Origin of the sequence: Candidatus Chloroploca asiatica, assembly GCF_002532075.1 — a bacterium.
Taxonomy (GTDB): Bacteria; Chloroflexota; Chloroflexia; order Chloroflexales; family Chloroflexaceae; genus Chloroploca; species Chloroploca asiatica.
In genome coordinates, this window is sequence record NZ_LYXE01000102.1 from 1 (window position 1) to 15226 (window position 15226).

General features: G+C 58.9%; 14 protein-coding genes and 1 pseudogene. 11 read left to right on the forward strand and 4 right to left on the reverse strand.

Features of this window, described 5'->3' with window-relative positions:
- Positions 1-867: 867 nt before the first annotated feature.
- Entirely contained in the window at positions 868-1344 is a 477-nt protein-coding gene (locus A9Q02_RS13185) for a YgjP-like metallopeptidase domain-containing protein (protein WP_097653553.1), read from the forward strand.
- Between the two features lies 1 nt (position 1345).
- On the opposite strand, the gene A9Q02_RS25195 is transcribed toward A9Q02_RS13185, so the two are convergent.
- From A9Q02_RS25195 to A9Q02_RS13195, 3 genes and pseudogenes are all read right to left on the reverse strand, one after another.
- Positions 1346-1561, reverse strand: coding sequence for a DUF4411 family protein (locus A9Q02_RS25195; protein ID WP_216361514.1), 216 nt, complete (start codon positions 1559-1561; stop codon positions 1346-1348).
- 34 nt (positions 1562-1595) lie between these two features.
- Positions 1596-1790: pseudogene (locus A9Q02_RS25415) on the reverse strand (DUF4411 family protein); the annotation flags it as partial.
- A 228-nt stretch (positions 1791-2018) separates the two neighbouring features.
- Positions 2019-2225, reverse strand: a complete 207-nt coding sequence (locus A9Q02_RS13195; RefSeq protein WP_172450952.1) for a cold-shock protein — start codon at positions 2223-2225, stop codon at positions 2019-2021.
- Between the two features lie 121 nt (positions 2226-2346).
- Between A9Q02_RS13195 and A9Q02_RS13200 the strand changes: the two genes are divergently transcribed.
- The 5 genes from A9Q02_RS13200 (at position 2347) to A9Q02_RS13220 (ending at position 8760) form a co-directional block, all read left to right on the forward strand.
- Complete coding sequence (locus tag A9Q02_RS13200) at positions 2347-2850, forward strand: MarR family winged helix-turn-helix transcriptional regulator (protein ID WP_097653555.1); 504 nt, start codon at positions 2347-2349, stop codon at positions 2848-2850.
- A complete protein-coding gene (locus A9Q02_RS13205; RefSeq protein ID WP_097653556.1) occupies positions 2847-4736 on the forward strand; it encodes an ABC transporter ATP-binding protein in 1890 nt (629 codons plus the stop codon). The genes A9Q02_RS13200 and A9Q02_RS13205 overlap by 4 nt, the downstream gene beginning before the upstream one ends.
- Positions 4737-4751: 15 nt before the next feature.
- A complete protein-coding gene (gene lon / locus A9Q02_RS13210) occupies positions 4752-7223 on the forward strand; it encodes an endopeptidase La (RefSeq protein ID WP_097653557.1) in 2472 nt (823 codons plus the stop codon).
- Between the two features lie 302 nt (positions 7224-7525).
- Positions 7526-8380: an SDR family oxidoreductase gene (locus A9Q02_RS13215; RefSeq protein ID WP_097653558.1), complete on the forward strand. Its 855-nt coding sequence runs from the start codon at positions 7526-7528 to the stop codon at positions 8378-8380.
- A gap of 98 nt (positions 8381-8478) precedes the next feature.
- Positions 8479-8760, forward strand: coding sequence for a PspC domain-containing protein (locus A9Q02_RS13220; protein WP_097653559.1), 282 nt, complete (start codon positions 8479-8481; stop codon positions 8758-8760).
- 68 nt (positions 8761-8828) lie between these two features.
- On the opposite strand, the gene A9Q02_RS13225 is transcribed toward A9Q02_RS13220, so the two are convergent.
- Entirely contained in the window at positions 8829-9128 is a 300-nt protein-coding gene (locus A9Q02_RS13225) for a DUF507 family protein (protein WP_097653560.1), read from the reverse strand.
- A 305-nt stretch (positions 9129-9433) separates the two neighbouring features.
- Here A9Q02_RS13225 and A9Q02_RS13230 point away from each other — a divergent pair, with 305 nt between their 5' ends.
- The 5 genes from A9Q02_RS13230 to A9Q02_RS13250 all read left to right on the forward strand — a co-directional run bounded on the left by A9Q02_RS13230 (position 9434) and on the right by A9Q02_RS13250 (position 15069).
- Complete coding sequence (locus tag A9Q02_RS13230) at positions 9434-10318, forward strand: AAA family ATPase (protein ID WP_097653582.1); 885 nt, start codon at positions 9434-9436, stop codon at positions 10316-10318.
- A gap of 142 nt (positions 10319-10460) precedes the next feature.
- The gene (locus tag A9Q02_RS13235; protein ID WP_172450954.1) at positions 10461-10940 is read left to right on the forward strand and encodes a 1-acyl-sn-glycerol-3-phosphate acyltransferase; all 480 of its coding nucleotides are present in this window, start codon (positions 10461-10463) and stop codon (positions 10938-10940) included.
- Positions 10941-11038: 98 nt separating this feature from the next.
- Entirely contained in the window at positions 11039-12232 is a 1194-nt protein-coding gene (locus A9Q02_RS13240) for an ROK family protein (protein WP_097653562.1), read from the forward strand.
- Positions 12233-12360: 128 nt separating this feature from the next.
- Positions 12361-13527, forward strand: a complete 1167-nt coding sequence (locus A9Q02_RS13245) for an AGE family epimerase/isomerase (RefSeq protein WP_245860537.1) — start codon at positions 12361-12363, stop codon at positions 13525-13527.
- A gap of 3 nt (positions 13528-13530) precedes the next feature.
- A complete protein-coding gene (locus tag A9Q02_RS13250) occupies positions 13531-15069 on the forward strand; it encodes a DUF4127 family protein (RefSeq protein WP_097653564.1) in 1539 nt (512 codons plus the stop codon).
- Positions 15070-15226 lie beyond the last annotated feature (157 nt).

A 15226-nucleotide genomic window follows, 5' to 3' on the forward strand; every position in this document is an offset into this window, starting at 1 on the left:
ACAGGCCGGGGGCCGGATCCGGTGTACGGGCACCCCTTGCGGGTGCCCTGGCGGGTACAGGCCGGGGGCCGGATCCGGTGTACGGGCACCCCTTGCGGGTGCCCTGGCGGGTACAGGCCGGGGGCCGGATCCGATGTACGGGCACCCCTTGCGGGTGCCCTGGCGGGTGCATTCACGGAAGATGCAATCGCCCTACGCCGTTTGCCGCTTTCTATTGCTAAAAACGGTGTTCTGTGGTACACTTGTTCGTGTGCAAGGCACGAAGCTGGTTCGCCAGTGGAAACGGTTGAAACGCACCTTGAAAACTGAATCTTGCCGGTTCCGTTCGGGAATCCTCGAACGGGTAAAAGGTTCAAGGTCGTATGCTTCTGCATCTGCATGCGCTGTCGGGTTCGCTCGACAGGGCCTTTGTCAGGAGGCCGAACGTCTCGGATACGAACCTTCGGGTTTGTAGCGCCAGGGACAAGCCCAATCGTTTACGATTGGGTAACTGACGAAACGGAACGCAGCCTGAAGCGCTGTTGCACTAAATGATACATTGTATCGTTTCCGTACTGAGAGATAGTATCATTATTCTGTTGTTCTTGTCAACACTGAGAGCAACTATCAGCAGGGCAAGCGCAGCTTCCTGCCGTGGCCGTGAACGGCCCGCGTCGGCAGCCAAGGTCACGGCGGTGACCTTGGCTGCCGACGCGGGCCGGCTTTGCACACGGTAGCCGAGGCGTTGACGCCGACGGCAGGGGCGGATGGCGCGTTCTGATGCGCTGCATGCGCATGGGCGTGCGTTGACGATCTTCGCACCGCTCGCGCCACGCACGCAAGGCCCGGATCATGTCGCTGCTCCGGCCTTGCGCCGAGGTTCGTGGGATGAACCCCATCCATGCGGAGGCCGTCGCGGTGAGCGGCATCGATGCAGAAATCGTCCGCAAGCCGATCAAAAACCTCCATCTAGGTGTGTACCCGCCCGATGGACGGGTTCGCGTTGCGGTACCGATACGCATCGACGACGATGCTGTTCGCCTCGCCGTCATCACCAGGTCACGATGGATTCGCAAACAGCGACGACAGTTTGATGCACAGGAGCGCCAATCCCGACGCGAAATGGTCTCAGGAGAGAGCCATTATGTAGAAGGACGGCGCTGCCGCCTCCATGTCGTCGAGCATGACGGGCCGGCCAGTATATTGCTGCCAAATAACTGCTTTATCGAGTTAAAGGTGCGTTCCGGCAGCACGCGCGAACAGCGCGAAGCGGTGCTGCAACGCTGGTATCGTAAACGACATTGGCGGCTCCACCGCGAGGAACTCAATCGACAGCCTCTCCCACACAAAGATTGGAGCTACTAAGTTAGCGCTGCCAGGAAGTACGAAAACCCAGTTCGCGAATCAGCGTGAATGTATTGCACCATTGAACGCCCAGGCTTGTACAAACATCGGGCACTTTGCGATTTTGTCGTTTCCGTGCTGGTCTGGAAACCTCTACCGTGACAACACACCGTGGAGGCACTGCAAGCGCATAGGCTACGAGAAACGGATCGCGCCCGATTTTGCTCAAGCTCATCATCGTTCAAATCGTGGGCATACCCTTGCTTTACTACGTGTTGCACTAAATCCAAACGCGCCTCTTCTTCTAACTGCAAGGTAGAGGTGTGCTTTTTGAGCCACTCTACTAGCGGATCGTTCCGCCCAACTGTAATCTCCTCCAAAATTTCAAAGGGCATCTTTACGCGATTTTGTTGTCCGAGATGCAACAACCAGTCCCAAAACTCGGGAACTACGTCTATCGAGGTGATGAGTTGTGTTTGTCACTGCCACCTGGTCACAGCACGTGTGAGCTTCCGCCTCCTTCCCTGAATGATCGCGCCCTTTGCTTGGCCTTCGGGTGGGCCGCTATGGATGCGGCCAGGCCGTCAGCAGTACATTTAGCGCGCCGATGCGGAGGGGCCCGCCGTCGCAACATGAGCGGGGGATGGCGCGGAAGCGGGTGCGGGGGATCGGGGTGGTGTGCGCTGCGGCTCCGCTCAAAATCGCCCCACCACCCCCACCACCCCGGCCAACCCGAGCAGGTGCAAACCCACCAACAGCCAGAAGATCATCTGGTAGGCCCCCTTCCGGGTTTTGTGGACAAAGACCTCCTCGCCGCCCTGTTCCGGGGCAAGGAAGCCATAGCCCTGCGCGGCCTTCCAGGTACGGATGACTCCGCGCTGACGGCGAGCCATGCTGCGCATCACACACATCGGTATGTGCTTGCGCTGCGACAGGCTGCGTTGCCCTTGCGGGCATACTTAAGGAGTGATATACTAAATGTTGTTGATTATCTAGAGGGTCGAGGAATAGTCAGGATAGCCCATGACCCAGGTCCATCGTGAGCAGCATGCGGAAGGTGAACGGACGCCGTTTGATGAGATTGAACGCTCGCTGATGCAGATCAGTTGGCTGGCCCAACGCCAGTTTATGCAGTTGCTCGATGACGAGCGCTTTCGGTTGACGGTGCCGCAGTTTTATACGTTGCTTCACCTTGAACCGCTTACCGAGGCCTGCAAGATGTCTGATCTTGCCGAGGCGACGCATCAGTCGGCTGCTTCGTTGACCGGGGTCGTTGACCGGCTTGATGAAAAACAATTAATTGAACGGGTGCGCGATGCAAAAGATCGCCGCCAGGTGATGGTGGCAGTGACCACCTACGGGCGTGAGCTTGTCGCAGAGATCAAGCAGGCCCGTCGTGAACAGATGCAAATGGCGCTCGCTCACCTTGCTGAAACTGAAATTGAGGCGTTGATGGTATTGCTTGATCGAGTTTTGTCGGGTATGGCGCGTACCCTCGAACGTGCTGAGGGTGGTCGGCTCGCATGAAACGCTCTCTTCCGGTTGCTCGTCGCGCTAGCGACGCTCGCCCGGCTGATGCGCCACGCCAGCGTGTTGCGTTGGCTGAGCTATCAGGCGTAAGCTGGCGGCGTTTGCTGGGCTATGTCGCTCCTTACCGCTGGTGGATGATCCTTGCCCTCGTGGCAATGCTCATTGCTACTGGCGTTGGCCTTGTTTTGCCGCTCGCCGTTGGTCAGTTGATTAATGCGATTGTCGCCGACGGCTTTGCGTTTAACCTCAATCAGGTTGCCATCTTGCTGGTGGTCGTCGTGCTGGTGCAGTCCTTCTTTACGCTGATCCAGAGCTATACGCTGTCGTTTGTGGGTGAACGGGTGGTGAGCGATCTGCGCATCCAGACCTATACCCATTTGCAGAGCCTGTCGCTCGGATTTTTCAATAGCCGTCGCACTGGCGAAATTACGAGCCGGGTGACGAATGATGTAACCTTAATTCAGACGACCGTGACGACAAACCTGGCGACCCTGCTTGGGTCGGTTGTCCAGTTTGTTGGGGCCTTGATCCTGATGCTCATGGTCTCGTGGCAGTTGACGGCCCTGGCGTTGCTGCTGGTGCCTGCCATTACGATGCTGGCGATCTTCTTTGGTCGCAAGCTCCGGCGGCTCTCGACGTCGGTGCAGGATCGCCTCGCCGACGCGTCGAGTGTGCTGGAAGAGACGGTCGCGGGGGTGCGGGTGGTGAAGTCGTTTGCCCGCGAACCGTATGAGATTGGACGCTTTACCGAGGCGATCGAGACGACCTTTCAGACAGCGATGAGCCGCGCGCGCGTCCGTGCAACCTTTGAACCGTTGATCGGCTTTGCGGCCTGGGGCACCCTGGTGCTGGTACTCTGGTCTGGAGGCCGGTTGGTGCTGGAGGGAAGTTTGTTGCCGGGTGATCTGGTGACGTTTCTGCTCTATGCCGGGGCGATCAGCGGCACGCTGGCCTCGTTCTCCGGACTCTTTAGCCAGTTGCAACAGGCGCTTGGGGCGGTTGCACGGGTCTTTGAATTGCTCGATACGCCGCCCGAGATAACCGACCGACCTGATGCCGTGGTGCTGTCGACGCTTGCTGGCCGTGTAACTTTCGATGACGTTACCTTTGCCTATCCGAGCGAGGCTCCGTCTGATGACGCGCAAGCCCCGCCCCCTGCGGCACCAGCGGTGCTCAAAACCTTCAGTCTGGATGTGCGTCCTGGCGAAGTGGTGGCCCTGGTTGGCCCGAGTGGGGCTGGCAAGAGCACCATCGCGAGTCTGGTGCCCCGCTTTTATGATGTGCAACAGGGGAGCGTGCGGATTGATGGCTATGATGTCCGTGAGGTGACCCTGGAGAGTTTACGGGCACAGATCGGCATTGTCCCGCAGGAAACGCAGCTTTTTAATGGAACCATTGCCGAGAATATTCGGTATGGGCGGCTTGAAGCGAGTCAGGAGGAGTTGGAGGCGGCTGCACAGGCGGCAAATGCTCACGAGTTTATTGAGCAGTTGCCTCAGGGCTATGCCACTCCGGTTGGGGAACGTGGGGTGAAGCTCTCGGGTGGGCAGCGCCAGCGTGTGGCGATTGCCCGGGCGATCCTCAAAGATCCGCGCATTCTCATTCTTGATGAAGCAACGAGCGCCCTTGATAGTGCGAGTGAGCGTCTCGTGCAAGAGGCCCTTGAACGCTTGATGCACGGGCGAACAAGTCTGATCATTGCCCATCGTCTCAGTACAATTAAACGTGCCGACCGCATTGCGGTGATCGTCGCCGGTGAGCTTGTCGAACTAGGCAGCCATGCCGAATTGGTGGCTCAGGGCGGGCTCTATGCCCGACTGTATGCCCTTCAGTTTCGCCCCGAAGACCAGGAATTACTACCGTTGCTCGCTGAATTGACCTAAAAGTGAGGAGAATTGATGTCTACCAACAAACGTCGTGCTTCCGTTGAGCCCACTACGATCCCTGAAGAGGCGCTTCCTGGCATATTGCAACCAGATGAGCCGCTGCTCGAAGGGCGAGATCTGCCTCTGGTTGTGCTGGGTGAAATGGTCATCATGCCCCATATGACGATCCCGCTGCAGGTTCCCCCTGGTAAATCGTACCGGGCGATGGAACAGGCCTGGCAAGAGGATCACCACGAGGTATTGCTGATTTTTGTCCGTGAATATGAGCTTGATGGCTATAAGAGTTCAACTCCGCAGAAATTGCCGCCGATCGGGGTGATTGCGCGGCTCGATGAGTTTGCCAAGTTGCAAGATGGTACGGCGCGCGTGATCCTCGAGGGGTTGCATCGTGCCGAGATCCAGGGGGCGCTTCAGGTCACACCCTTTTACCGGGTGCGCTGTATCCCTGCCTTTGATTCCGAAACGGGAGGCATGGAAGTTCACGCCCTGATGGATACAGTCAAGCAACAGGTTGATGAGTTTGTTGATCACCTTGGTGAGGTGCCGCAAGAGGCGGTGCAGTTTGTGCATCGCATTGATCGCGCCGGGCACCTGGCCGATATTGTGACCTGGGGGCCGGCCTTTGATTTCAAAGACCGCCTCGAAGTCTTGAATACGCTCGATCCGCTCGAACGCTTGCGCAAAGCCCACTTTGTGCTGGCTCGCCAGCTCGAGTTGCTCAAGCTGCGCGCCAAGATCCAGCAGGATACCAAAGAGGTGCTCGACCAGAGCCAGCGCGAATATTTTCTGCGTGAGCAGATGCGCGTTATTCGGCGCGAACTCGGTGAAGACGATGATAGCGATGATCCCATTGATGAGTTGCGCCGCAAGATCAATGAGATGGAAGCCCCTGAGTACGTGAAGAGTCAGGCGCTCCACGAGGTGAAGCGGCTGGCGCAACAGGGCATGAACAGCCCTGAGGCCGGGGTGATCCGGACGTACCTTGACTGGTTGACGAATTTGCCGTGGGGCGAAGAGCAGCACGGTGAGATTAGCATTGTCGAGGCGCAGAAGGTGCTTGATGAGGATCACTATGGCCTCGAAAAGGTCAAAGAGCGGATCCTTGAGTACCTGGCCGTGCGCAAGCTCGCCGGCAACAAGATGCGTAGTCCGATCCTCTGTTTTGTTGGCCCTCCTGGGGTGGGCAAGACGAGCCTCGGGCGCAGCGTTGCACGGGCCCTTGATCGCCAGTTTATCCGCACGAGCCTCGGTGGTGTGCGCGATGAGGCCGAGATCCGTGGACATCGCCGTACCTATATTGGGGCGATGCCGGGCCGCATTATCCAGGGCATCAAATCGGTCAAGTCGAACAGCCCGGTCTATGTGCTCGACGAGGTGGATAAGGTTGGCACCGATTTCCGTGGCGATCCGACGTCAGCGTTGCTGGAAGTGCTTGACCCTGAGCAGAACAGTACGTTTTCGGATCACTATCTTGAAATACCTTTTGATCTGAGTAAAGTCATCTTCATTGCGACGGCCAACCAACTTGAGCCGATCCCTGGCCCGTTGCGTGATCGGATGGAGATTATTGAGATCGGGGGGTACACTGAAGACGAAAAACTCGAAATTGCGCGGGGCTTCCTTATTCCCAAGCAGCGCGAGTTTCACGGTCTCGAAGCTGAACAACTGACAATCAGCAGCGACGCGGTGATCAAGCTCATCCGGGAGTATACCCGCGAAGCCGGGGTGCGCAACCTTGAACGTGAAATCGCGAGTCTCTGCCGCAAAGTTGCCCGCAAGGTCGCTGCGGCCAGCGAGCCTGGGACAGAAGGCGGGCCAACATCTTTTGCTATCGACGAGAGTGATGTTGCCACCTATCTTGGCCCCGAGCGTTTCACCTTCGGGCTTGCCGAAGAGCGGGACGAAATTGGGGTCGCAACGGGCGTCGCTTGGACAACCGCCGGCGGCGATATCCTCAGCATTGAGGTGTTGCCGGTCAAAGGCAAAGGTGGGTTGCAACTCACCGGGCAACTCGGCGATGTGATGAAAGAGAGTGCGCAGGCAGCAGTAAGCTATGTGCGTTACCGTGCGACCGAGCTTGGCATCGATCCAAACTACTTTGAAGAGCACAATATTCACATCCATATTCCCGAGGGAGCCGTACCTAAGGATGGACCTTCGGCGGGGATCACCCTAACCACCGCGCTGATCAGCGCAATGACGGGCAAACCCGTCCGCCGTGACGTCGCCATGACCGGCGAAGTCACCTTGCGGGGCAAAGTTCTGGGCATTGGCGGCTTGAAAGAAAAGACCCTTGCGGCGCATCGGGCTGGCATTCGCACCTTCATTCTGCCCAAAGAGAATGCCAAAGACATCATTGACCTGCCAGCGAAGGTACGGAACGACCTGACCCTGATTCCCGTTTCGTCAATGGATGAAGTGTTGAAAATTGCGCTGACTGGTGTTCCCAGCGACGTGCCAGTCGTGGCGGTGCCTGTTGCGTAAGAAGTTTGGGAAATACATAGTCTGATGATTTGACGCAAAGGCGCAAAGGCGCAAAGGGCGTTTGCGTCCCTGGGAGCGCGGGCGTCCCGCCCGCTTCGGGAGCAACAGCGGGTGGGACGCCCGCGCTCCCAGGGGCGTCGCCTGCTCCTGCGGCTGATAGAGCATCTCTTACGGCAACAGCGGGCGTCCCGCCCGCGAACCCAGAGCCGTGCTGGCGCAAACCGCCAGCACCAACAAGCTTCTTGGTGGTGGCAAAGCCGCCACTAACCCGTCTCTAGCATAAATAAAAAAAGGAAGCACCTATGGAAAATAAAATTGTCCTGATCACAGGAGCCAGTTCCGGCATTGGCCGGGTGACGGCCCGCGAACTTGCCCATATGGGCGCGACGGTTGTGCTTCTCGGACGGAATCGTGAGCGCACCGAGGCTGCCCGTGATGCGATCATTGCGGAGACGGGGAATGAGAAAGTTGACTTTATCCTCGCCGATTTTGCGTCGCTCGACGCGGTGCGTTCCGCCGCCGATGAGTTCAAGCGCCGTTACCAGCGCCTTGACGTGCTGGTCAATAATGCCGGCCTCTACCTTGACGAGAGGCAGGTCAGCGTGGATGGCTACGAGATGACCTTTGCGGTCAACCATCTGGCGACCTTTTTGCTGACCGACCTGCTGCTCGAAACGCTCAAGGCGAGCGCCCCCTCACGCATTGTGACGGTCTCGTCGGGAGCGCATATGGCGGGCGGTGTGCGCTTCGATGACCCGCGGGCGATGCGTGGCTACAATGGCTTCCGTGCCTACGCTGACTCGAAACTTGCCAATATTCTCTTTACCTACGAGCTCGCACGGCGACTCGAAGGAACTGGCGTCACGGCTAACTGCCTGCACCCCGGGGCCGTCAACTCGAACTTCGCCGCCGAGACCAAAGGGCTCTTTGGCGTCTTCTTCAACCTGGGGCGCATCTTTATGCTGAGCCCTGAACAGGGGGCCGCCACCTCGATCTATCTGGCCTCATCGCCTGAGGTCGACGGTGTTACCGGCAAATATTTTGCCAAACGTACCGCGCAGACCAGTTCGCTCGCCTCGTATGACCGTGGCGCCCAGACACGCCTCTGGGAACTGAGCGAAGAACTCGTGCGCAACGATACGCCCATTATGCTCTAAGCTTTGTTGCAACTATCTCAGTTGCGTATCGTCATATGGGCAAGTGAAGAACAGTGGCCTTCGTTGAGTGAAGGTCACCACAAGCAAGGAGCCTACTCATGGAGAATCGTTTGGTACGCAGTTCCAGCAATCGTATGCTTGGTGGGGTATGTGGCGGTCTGGCCCGGTATTTCAATATTGATGCGACGATTGTGCGGCTGGTCTTTGTGCTCGCCGTGCTGAGCGGCCTTAGCCCGTTGCTCTATCTGATCCTCTGGATTGTGATGCCCGAGGAGGGTCGCGTGCAGAGCAGTGCGCAGAACACGCTTCAGCCCCCGGTTGATCCGACGGGCGAGTGGCAGTACGACCCCTACACCGGCCAGCCCGTCAAGAAGCAGTAAGTTAGCAGAAATGTTGACCGCACACAAAAAAGCCAGCTACGCTGGCTTTTTTGTGTGCGGTCAGCTTGTTACAGAATATACCCTTTTTTGCGGGCGAGCTCCTCTTTGTGTTTGCGAAAGAGGATATCGCGTTCAGTGCCTTTGATTTCGCGGCTATAGGTGGCGAGCACCTTCTCTACCTCGGCGTCAAGCTCTTCTTCGCGGCGCAGATCTTCGACGATGAAATCAAAGATGGCCTTGACCCGGGCAGCGCGCCCGACACCAGTTTTGGCCCCGACTGACTCGCGGTAGGCAAGCAGGTTGCCCTGGGCCAGTTCATCATGCAAACGCTCGGCGATCCGGCGTACCTTATCTTCTGATAAGCGCATCGCTTCTCCTTACTTATCCTATGGCAGATTGCAGCTTGCCGTGCATGACGTTCCACTGCGCTCTGGCAGCAATCCTGATGATACGTGTCGGGGGAACCTGACACGGGGGCATTATACCATTTCACATAGACCTTGTCTGGATCGTGTATACTCTGTGGGCAAAACCAAGCTGGTTTTTGCCCACAGAGTACGTAGGGGGCGGGGGCTCGCATCAAGGAGAAAAGAGCTTGCAGCAATTGAGTCGTGACCGTGTGCAGGTGCTCAGTGACCTGGTGGGTCGGGTGCGGGCGAGTGTAGCGCGGGTGATGGTGGGCAAAGAGGAATTGATTGATCGCTTGTTGGTCGCGATGCTTTGTGAAGGCCATGTGTTGCTGGAAGATGTGCCAGGCACGGGCAAGACGACGCTGGCGCGTGCGCTGGCCGCTTCGCTTGGCTGCACGTTTCAGCGCATTCAGTGTACCCCGGATGTATTGCCTTCGGATATGACCGGGCTTGCGTTTTTCAATCAGAAGATCGGGGAGTTTCAGTTTCGCGAAGGGCCGCTTTTTGCGCAGGTTGTGTTGACCGATGAGATTAATCGGGCGACGCCGCGAACCCAGAGTGCGCTGCTCGAGGCGATGCAAGAGCAGACGGTGACGGTTGATGGGGCCACCCGCCCGTTGCCGCGCCCGTTTCTTGTGCTGGCGACCCAGAATCCGGTTGAACTCGAGGGGACGTTCCCGCTGCCTGAAGCACAACTCGACCGCTTTTTGCTCAAACTTGAGCCGGGCTATCCAAGCCTTGAGGAGGAAGAAGCGATCCTGGTGCGCTTTGAACGAAGCAATCCGCTGAACGACCTGACGCCGGTGCTCACTGCAGCGGAGGTTCTGCAGATGCAGGCGGAGGTGCGCATGGTTGCGGTGACGCCAGAGGTGCGGCGCTACCTGGTCGAACTGGTACGCGCCACCCGCACCCATCCCGAGATTGAGCTTGGGGCGAGTCCCCGCGGTTCGTTGGCACTCTATCAGACGGCGCAGGCATATGCGGCGCTGCGTGGACGTACCTTTGTGTTGCCCGACGACATCAAAGTGATGGCCCCGGTGGTGCTCGGCCATCGGTTGATGCTGACCGCCGAAACGCGCCTGCGACGGCGCAAGAGTAGTGCTTTGATCGCCGAGATTCTTGAACAGATCCCGGTACCGGTGGAATAAGACTAGAAATTCACCCGAGGGTACAATGCCGTATTCAGTATCATCAACTGGCCGTAAGACGTTGTTCCAGAACTTTTGCATCATCCTGCTTGCGTTCAGGGGATGGCGGGCTGAAGTTGCCGCACCGTTGCCAAAGCAGTGTGTGATCATTGGTGCGCCCCATACGACATGGTTTGATCTGATCTTGACCTGGCTTTTGATGGGGGCCACAGGGGTTCGGTTTCGTTGGATCTCGAAAGCTGAACTCTTTCGCCCACCGCTCGGTTGGCTATTGCGTGCGCTGGGGGGGATGCCAGTTCTACGTGGGGCACGGGCCAATTTTGTTGTGCAGATGGTGGAGAAATTTGCCCAGTATCCAGACCTGCGGATCGCGATTGTGCCCGAAGGGACGCGCCAGTATATTGATCATTGGAAGACCGGCTTTTACTATATTGCGATGGGTGCCGGGGTTCCTGTTGTGCTCGGGTATGCTGATTACGCCAAGCGTCGGATTGGCCTTGGCCCCATCGTTATGCCGACGGGTGATATTGACGCTGATTTCGCGGTCTACCGCGCCTTTTATGCCAATGTGACCGGCGCGATTCCGTCACGGCAGGGCGAGATACGGCACGTGAGAGACTAGGGCCTGAAGCTTGGAACTGGGGGCTTGACAGCCCCCAAAAATATGCTACACTCTTTTGTAAGTTTATTGAACTATCTAAATAGGTTCAGGGCGAAACCGTGGATCCGTTGCTCGAAAAGGCGACCCGCCAGCACACCAAAGAGCACAACAGTCGGCTGTTGTTGCGCACGATCTATGAGTACGGCGCGATTAGCCGGGCTGATCTGGCGCGTCTGACGCAGTTAACGCGGGCGACGGTTTCGGACGCGGTGGGCGAGTTGCTTGAGCGTGGCTTGCTTGAGGAGGTCGGTCACGGGACGGTCGGGATCGGGCGGACGCCGATTTTGCTCAGTGTGGTCGCAGATGCGCGCCAGGTGGCGGCGATCAGTGTGACCAATGAGCGTGTCGTGGGGGCGCTCGTCAATCTGCGCGGTGAGTTGCGGGCTTCTGTGACGCTGGATGTGCCTTTGTGCGATGGTGACGCCATTCTGGAGACGATCTATGCGGTGGCAGACCAACTCCGACGTGCGGCGGAATATCCCCTGCTTGGCATTGGCATCAATACGCCAGGTCTGATCGATGTTGAGCGCGGGACGGTGGTGCGAGCCGTTGATTTCGGCTGGGTTGATCTGCCTTTGCGCACACTGGTGCAAGAGCGCTGTCAGTTGCCGGTCTATCTGGCGAATGATAGCCATAGTCTGGCCTTGGCCGAGTATATGTTTGGTCAGGCTCAGGGTACCCCCGATCTGATTGTGGTCAAGGTTGGCAATGGCATCGGGGCGGGCATTGTGCTCGGTGATCGTTTGTATACGGGTGAAGGCAATGGGGCCGGTGAGATTGGCCATCTGGTGGTCGCCGAAGATGGCCCGTTGTGCAAGTGTGGCAATCGCGGTTGCCTGGAGACCGTGGCGAGTAGTGCGGCGATCCTGCGGCAGGCGCGTGAGTTGCGTTTGACCCAGGCCTCGGCACTTTCGGCCGAGCCAACGCTGGAGGAACTGGCGCACCTGGCCCAGGCTGGTGATCCGCTGGCGCGGGCGGTGATTGCCGAGGCCGGGCGTTATCTCGGCATTGCGCTGGCGAGTCTGGTGAGCGTGCTGAATATTCGGCGGGTGCTGATTACTGGCCAGGTGGCCCCGCTTGGTGAACTGTTGCGTAAGGCGGTTGTGACCAATCTGGCCCGGCGTTGTCTGCCGGCCCTTGCCCGGGCTACTGTCGTCGAAGTTGTGGCCCTTGGCCCAGATGCGCCGCTGCTCGGCGCGGCAGCGCCACTTTTGACATTTGAATTGGGGATTGAACGCCTTTCGCGGCCATAATACCATGTCAGATTGCAGATTTTGGATTGCTGATTGCCGCATATGACGTTCCAAGGCGCTCGGGCCGCCCTACCGATGCGGATCGCTCAATTCCAATTGGTCTAACACGTGGATCACACATAGAGGCAATGATGCTAGAGGCTTATGCAGAGCGCTACCGGCGCGATCTCGTTGACGCGGTGATTCCTTTCTGGCTCCGCCATGCGCTCGATCATGAGCACGGTGGCTACTTTACCTGTCTCGATCGCGATGGCACGGTCTATGATCCGCGTAAATATATGTGGCTCCAGGGCCGTGCCGTCTGGATGTTCGCCCGGCTCTATCGTGAGCTAGCACCACGTGACGAGTGGCTGGCGGCGGCGCGGCTTGGGGTGGATTTTATCCGCCGCTATGGGCGCGACGCCGAGGGCCGGATCTTCTTTAGCCTGACCCGTGAGGGCCAGCCTTTCTTTTTTCAGCGCAAGCCGTATGCGGCCGTCTTTGTGCAGATGGGCTTGTTTGAGTATGGGCTGGCGACGGGTGATCAGGCATGCCTTGATGAGGCCGTGGCGCTCTTCTGGCGCATTGTGGCATGGATCGAGCAGCCGACGTTGCTTGGGCGTCCGGTCTTGCCCGGTCAGGTTGCGGTGAGTCAACTGGCGGATCGGTTGGTGGTAGGCATGATGGCGCTTGAGTTGGCCCGTCAGCTTGATGATCCACGCTATGACGAGGTGCTGCGTGCGACGGTGGCCGGAGTGCTGCGTCACTATGATCCCGCACACCGGGTCTTTCGTGAGGTCGTGGCGCACGACGGACGTGATCTGACGGCGCTTCCCGAGGGGCGGCTCTTTAGCCCAGGGCACACGATCGAGACGGTCTGGATTCTGCTGCAGATGCTCGCCCGCAACCCCGACGCCCAGGCGCAGCAGGTTGCGTTCACGGCTCTGGCGGGGGCGCTTGAACTGGGCTGGGACACGCAGTACGACGGCCTCTTCTATTTTATGGATCTCGCGGGGCGTCCGACGCTCCAACTTGAGGCGACGATGAAGCTCTGGTGGCCGCATGCCGAGGCGATCTATGCGCTGGTACTGGCCTATACCCTCACCCGCGAGGCGCACTGGCTCACCTGGCTCGAGCGGGTGGATCGTTATACTTACACCCATTTTGTTGATCCGGTGCATGGCGAGTGGTTTGGGTACTGCGATCGACGGGGCGATCTGGCGTTGACGAGCAAAGGTGGCAATTACAAGGGCTTCTTCCATGTGCCGCGCGCGTTGCTCTTTAGTCTCCAGGCGATCGATCGGATGAGGGATTAATGCATGAAGTTTGGTTTTATTCCCCTTGATGAGCGACCGGCGAATACGCGCTATCCAGTGATGGTGGCGGCGATTGCGGGTGCCGAGGTGCTGCTGCCGCCACCGGCGGCGCTGAGTAAGCGACGCAAGTCGGGCGATGCCCAGATGTTGGCGGCCTGGTTGACGGCAACGGCCCCGCAGCTTGATGGGCTCATTGTGGCGCTCGAACAACTCGGCTATGGTGGCTTGATCGCTTCGCGCATCTCTGATGAGCCGGTGGCGGTCGTGTTGAACCGTCTCGAAGTCTTGCGAACGGTGCGCTCGCTCGCGCCACGCCTGCCGATCTATGCCTTCAATGTGGTCACCCGGGTTTCCAACGCGAATGATGCGGTCGAAGAGCCGGACTACTGGGCCGCGTATGGTGAACGGCTCTATGCGCTGTCGCAGTTGCTTGATCGGCATGGGCGTGGCGAAGCGGTTGACGAGGCCCTGGCGGCAGCCGAGGCGTCAATCCCGGCGACGTACCGACGCGATCTGCTCGCCCGGCGGCTCCGCAACCATACCGTCAATCTTGCGGCCCTCGGCCTACTGGATGACGGCACGCTTGACTTGCTGGTGCTCAGTTCTGACGATACGAGTCCGGCTGGCTTGCCCTCGCGGGAAAAGGGATGGCTGGCGAGTTGGGGCGCATTGCTGGGAAACCCGGGCGATTCGCTCCACAAGGCCACGGCAACCCCTTCCCTCTTGATGTACCCCGGTGCCGATGAGGTGGGGTCGGTGCTGGTCGTGCGGCTATTGAATGAGCGGGCCGGGGTGTCCCCAGCGGTGACGGTAACGTATGCGCCATTGGAAGGGGCCGAGCAGGTGGCAGCCTATGAAGATGGCCCGATCCGGCTGACCGTGGCGCGCCAAGTGGCGGCTGCGAGAGGTCATTTGGTCGAGCGTGACGCGCCGATCTGGTTGGGGGTGAATGCACCGGTAGCGCGACGGGCCGAGTGGGATGCGGCGCATGCAGCAGAGGAGAAGACCGCACGCCTCCCCGCATTGAACAGGCTTGCTGATGAAGCGGCCTGCCGACTGGCGATGGGGCAGGCGGTTGCCATTGCCGATGTCGCCTACCCGAATGGGGCCGACCCGGCGCTGATGGAGGTGCTGAGTGAGCGGATCGCATTGGCCCAACTGACGGCCTACGGGGCCTGGAATACCGCTGGCAATACGATTGGCACCACGCTAGCGCAGGCGTTTGCCGCCCAATTGATCAGCACACCGGCCGGGGCGGTTGCCCACGAACGACTGCTGCTGCACCGCCTGGTCGAGGATTGGGGCTATCAACATCTGGTGCGCGCCGACGTGCGAGCCTGGCTCACCCAGCAGACCGGCCACCACGATCCCATCACCCCGGCGTGGGCCGAGCTAGCGCAGCAACGTAGCGCAACAGGACTCGCACATTTTCTCGCCACGTTACCAGACTTTGCCAAACGCTATCGCCTCGATCTGGATAGTGTCCGGTTTCCCTGGGGGCGCACCTTCGAGGTTGATTTTGACCTGGAAGCCATTGTTTGAACGGCTACAGAAAGGGGGTGATGGTCACTCACCACGTAGGAGAAACAAATACCTAGGAACCAAGTTACTGGCTGTTTTTTTGTCGTGCGATGCCAGGCGTGCGGGGGACGACATCCTTGATGTTGTAGGCCCCTTGCCAAGCAACGTACCGCCGACC

Bases quoted from the DNA above. Each gene is read 5' to 3' on its own strand.
- A9Q02_RS13200 (WP_097653555.1), top strand. From the start codon at position 2,347: ATGACCCAGGTCCATCGTGAGCAGCATGCGGAAGGTGAACGGACGCCG.
- A9Q02_RS13205 (WP_097653556.1), top strand. From the start codon at position 2,847: ATGAAACGCTCTCTTCCGGTTGCTCGTCGCGCTAGCGACGCTCGCCCG.
- A9Q02_RS13250 (WP_097653564.1), top strand. From the start codon at position 13,531: ATGAAGTTTGGTTTTATTCCCCTTGATGAGCGACCGGCGAATACGCGC.
- A9Q02_RS13220 (WP_097653559.1), top strand. From the start codon at position 8,479: ATGGAGAATCGTTTGGTACGCAGTTCCAGCAATCGTATGCTTGGTGGG.
- A9Q02_RS13215 (WP_097653558.1), top strand. From the start codon at position 7,526: ATGGAAAATAAAATTGTCCTGATCACAGGAGCCAGTTCCGGCATTGGC.
- A9Q02_RS13195 (WP_172450952.1), bottom strand. From the start codon at position 2,225: ATGCGCAGCATGGCTCGCCGTCAGCGCGGAGTCATCCGTACCTGGAAG.
- A9Q02_RS13225 (WP_097653560.1), bottom strand. From the start codon at position 9,128: ATGCGCTTATCAGAAGATAAGGTACGCCGGATCGCCGAGCGTTTGCAT.
- lon (WP_097653557.1), top strand. From the start codon at position 4,752: ATGTCTACCAACAAACGTCGTGCTTCCGTTGAGCCCACTACGATCCCT.
- A9Q02_RS25195 (WP_216361514.1), bottom strand. From the start codon at position 1,561: ATGATGAGCTTGAGCAAAATCGGGCGCGATCCGTTTCTCGTAGCCTAT.
- A9Q02_RS13230 (WP_097653582.1), top strand. From the start codon at position 9,434: ATGGTGGGCAAAGAGGAATTGATTGATCGCTTGTTGGTCGCGATGCTT.
- A9Q02_RS13245 (WP_245860537.1), top strand. From the start codon at position 12,361: ATGATGCTAGAGGCTTATGCAGAGCGCTACCGGCGCGATCTCGTTGAC.
- A9Q02_RS13185 (WP_097653553.1), top strand. From the start codon at position 868: ATGAACCCCATCCATGCGGAGGCCGTCGCGGTGAGCGGCATCGATGCA.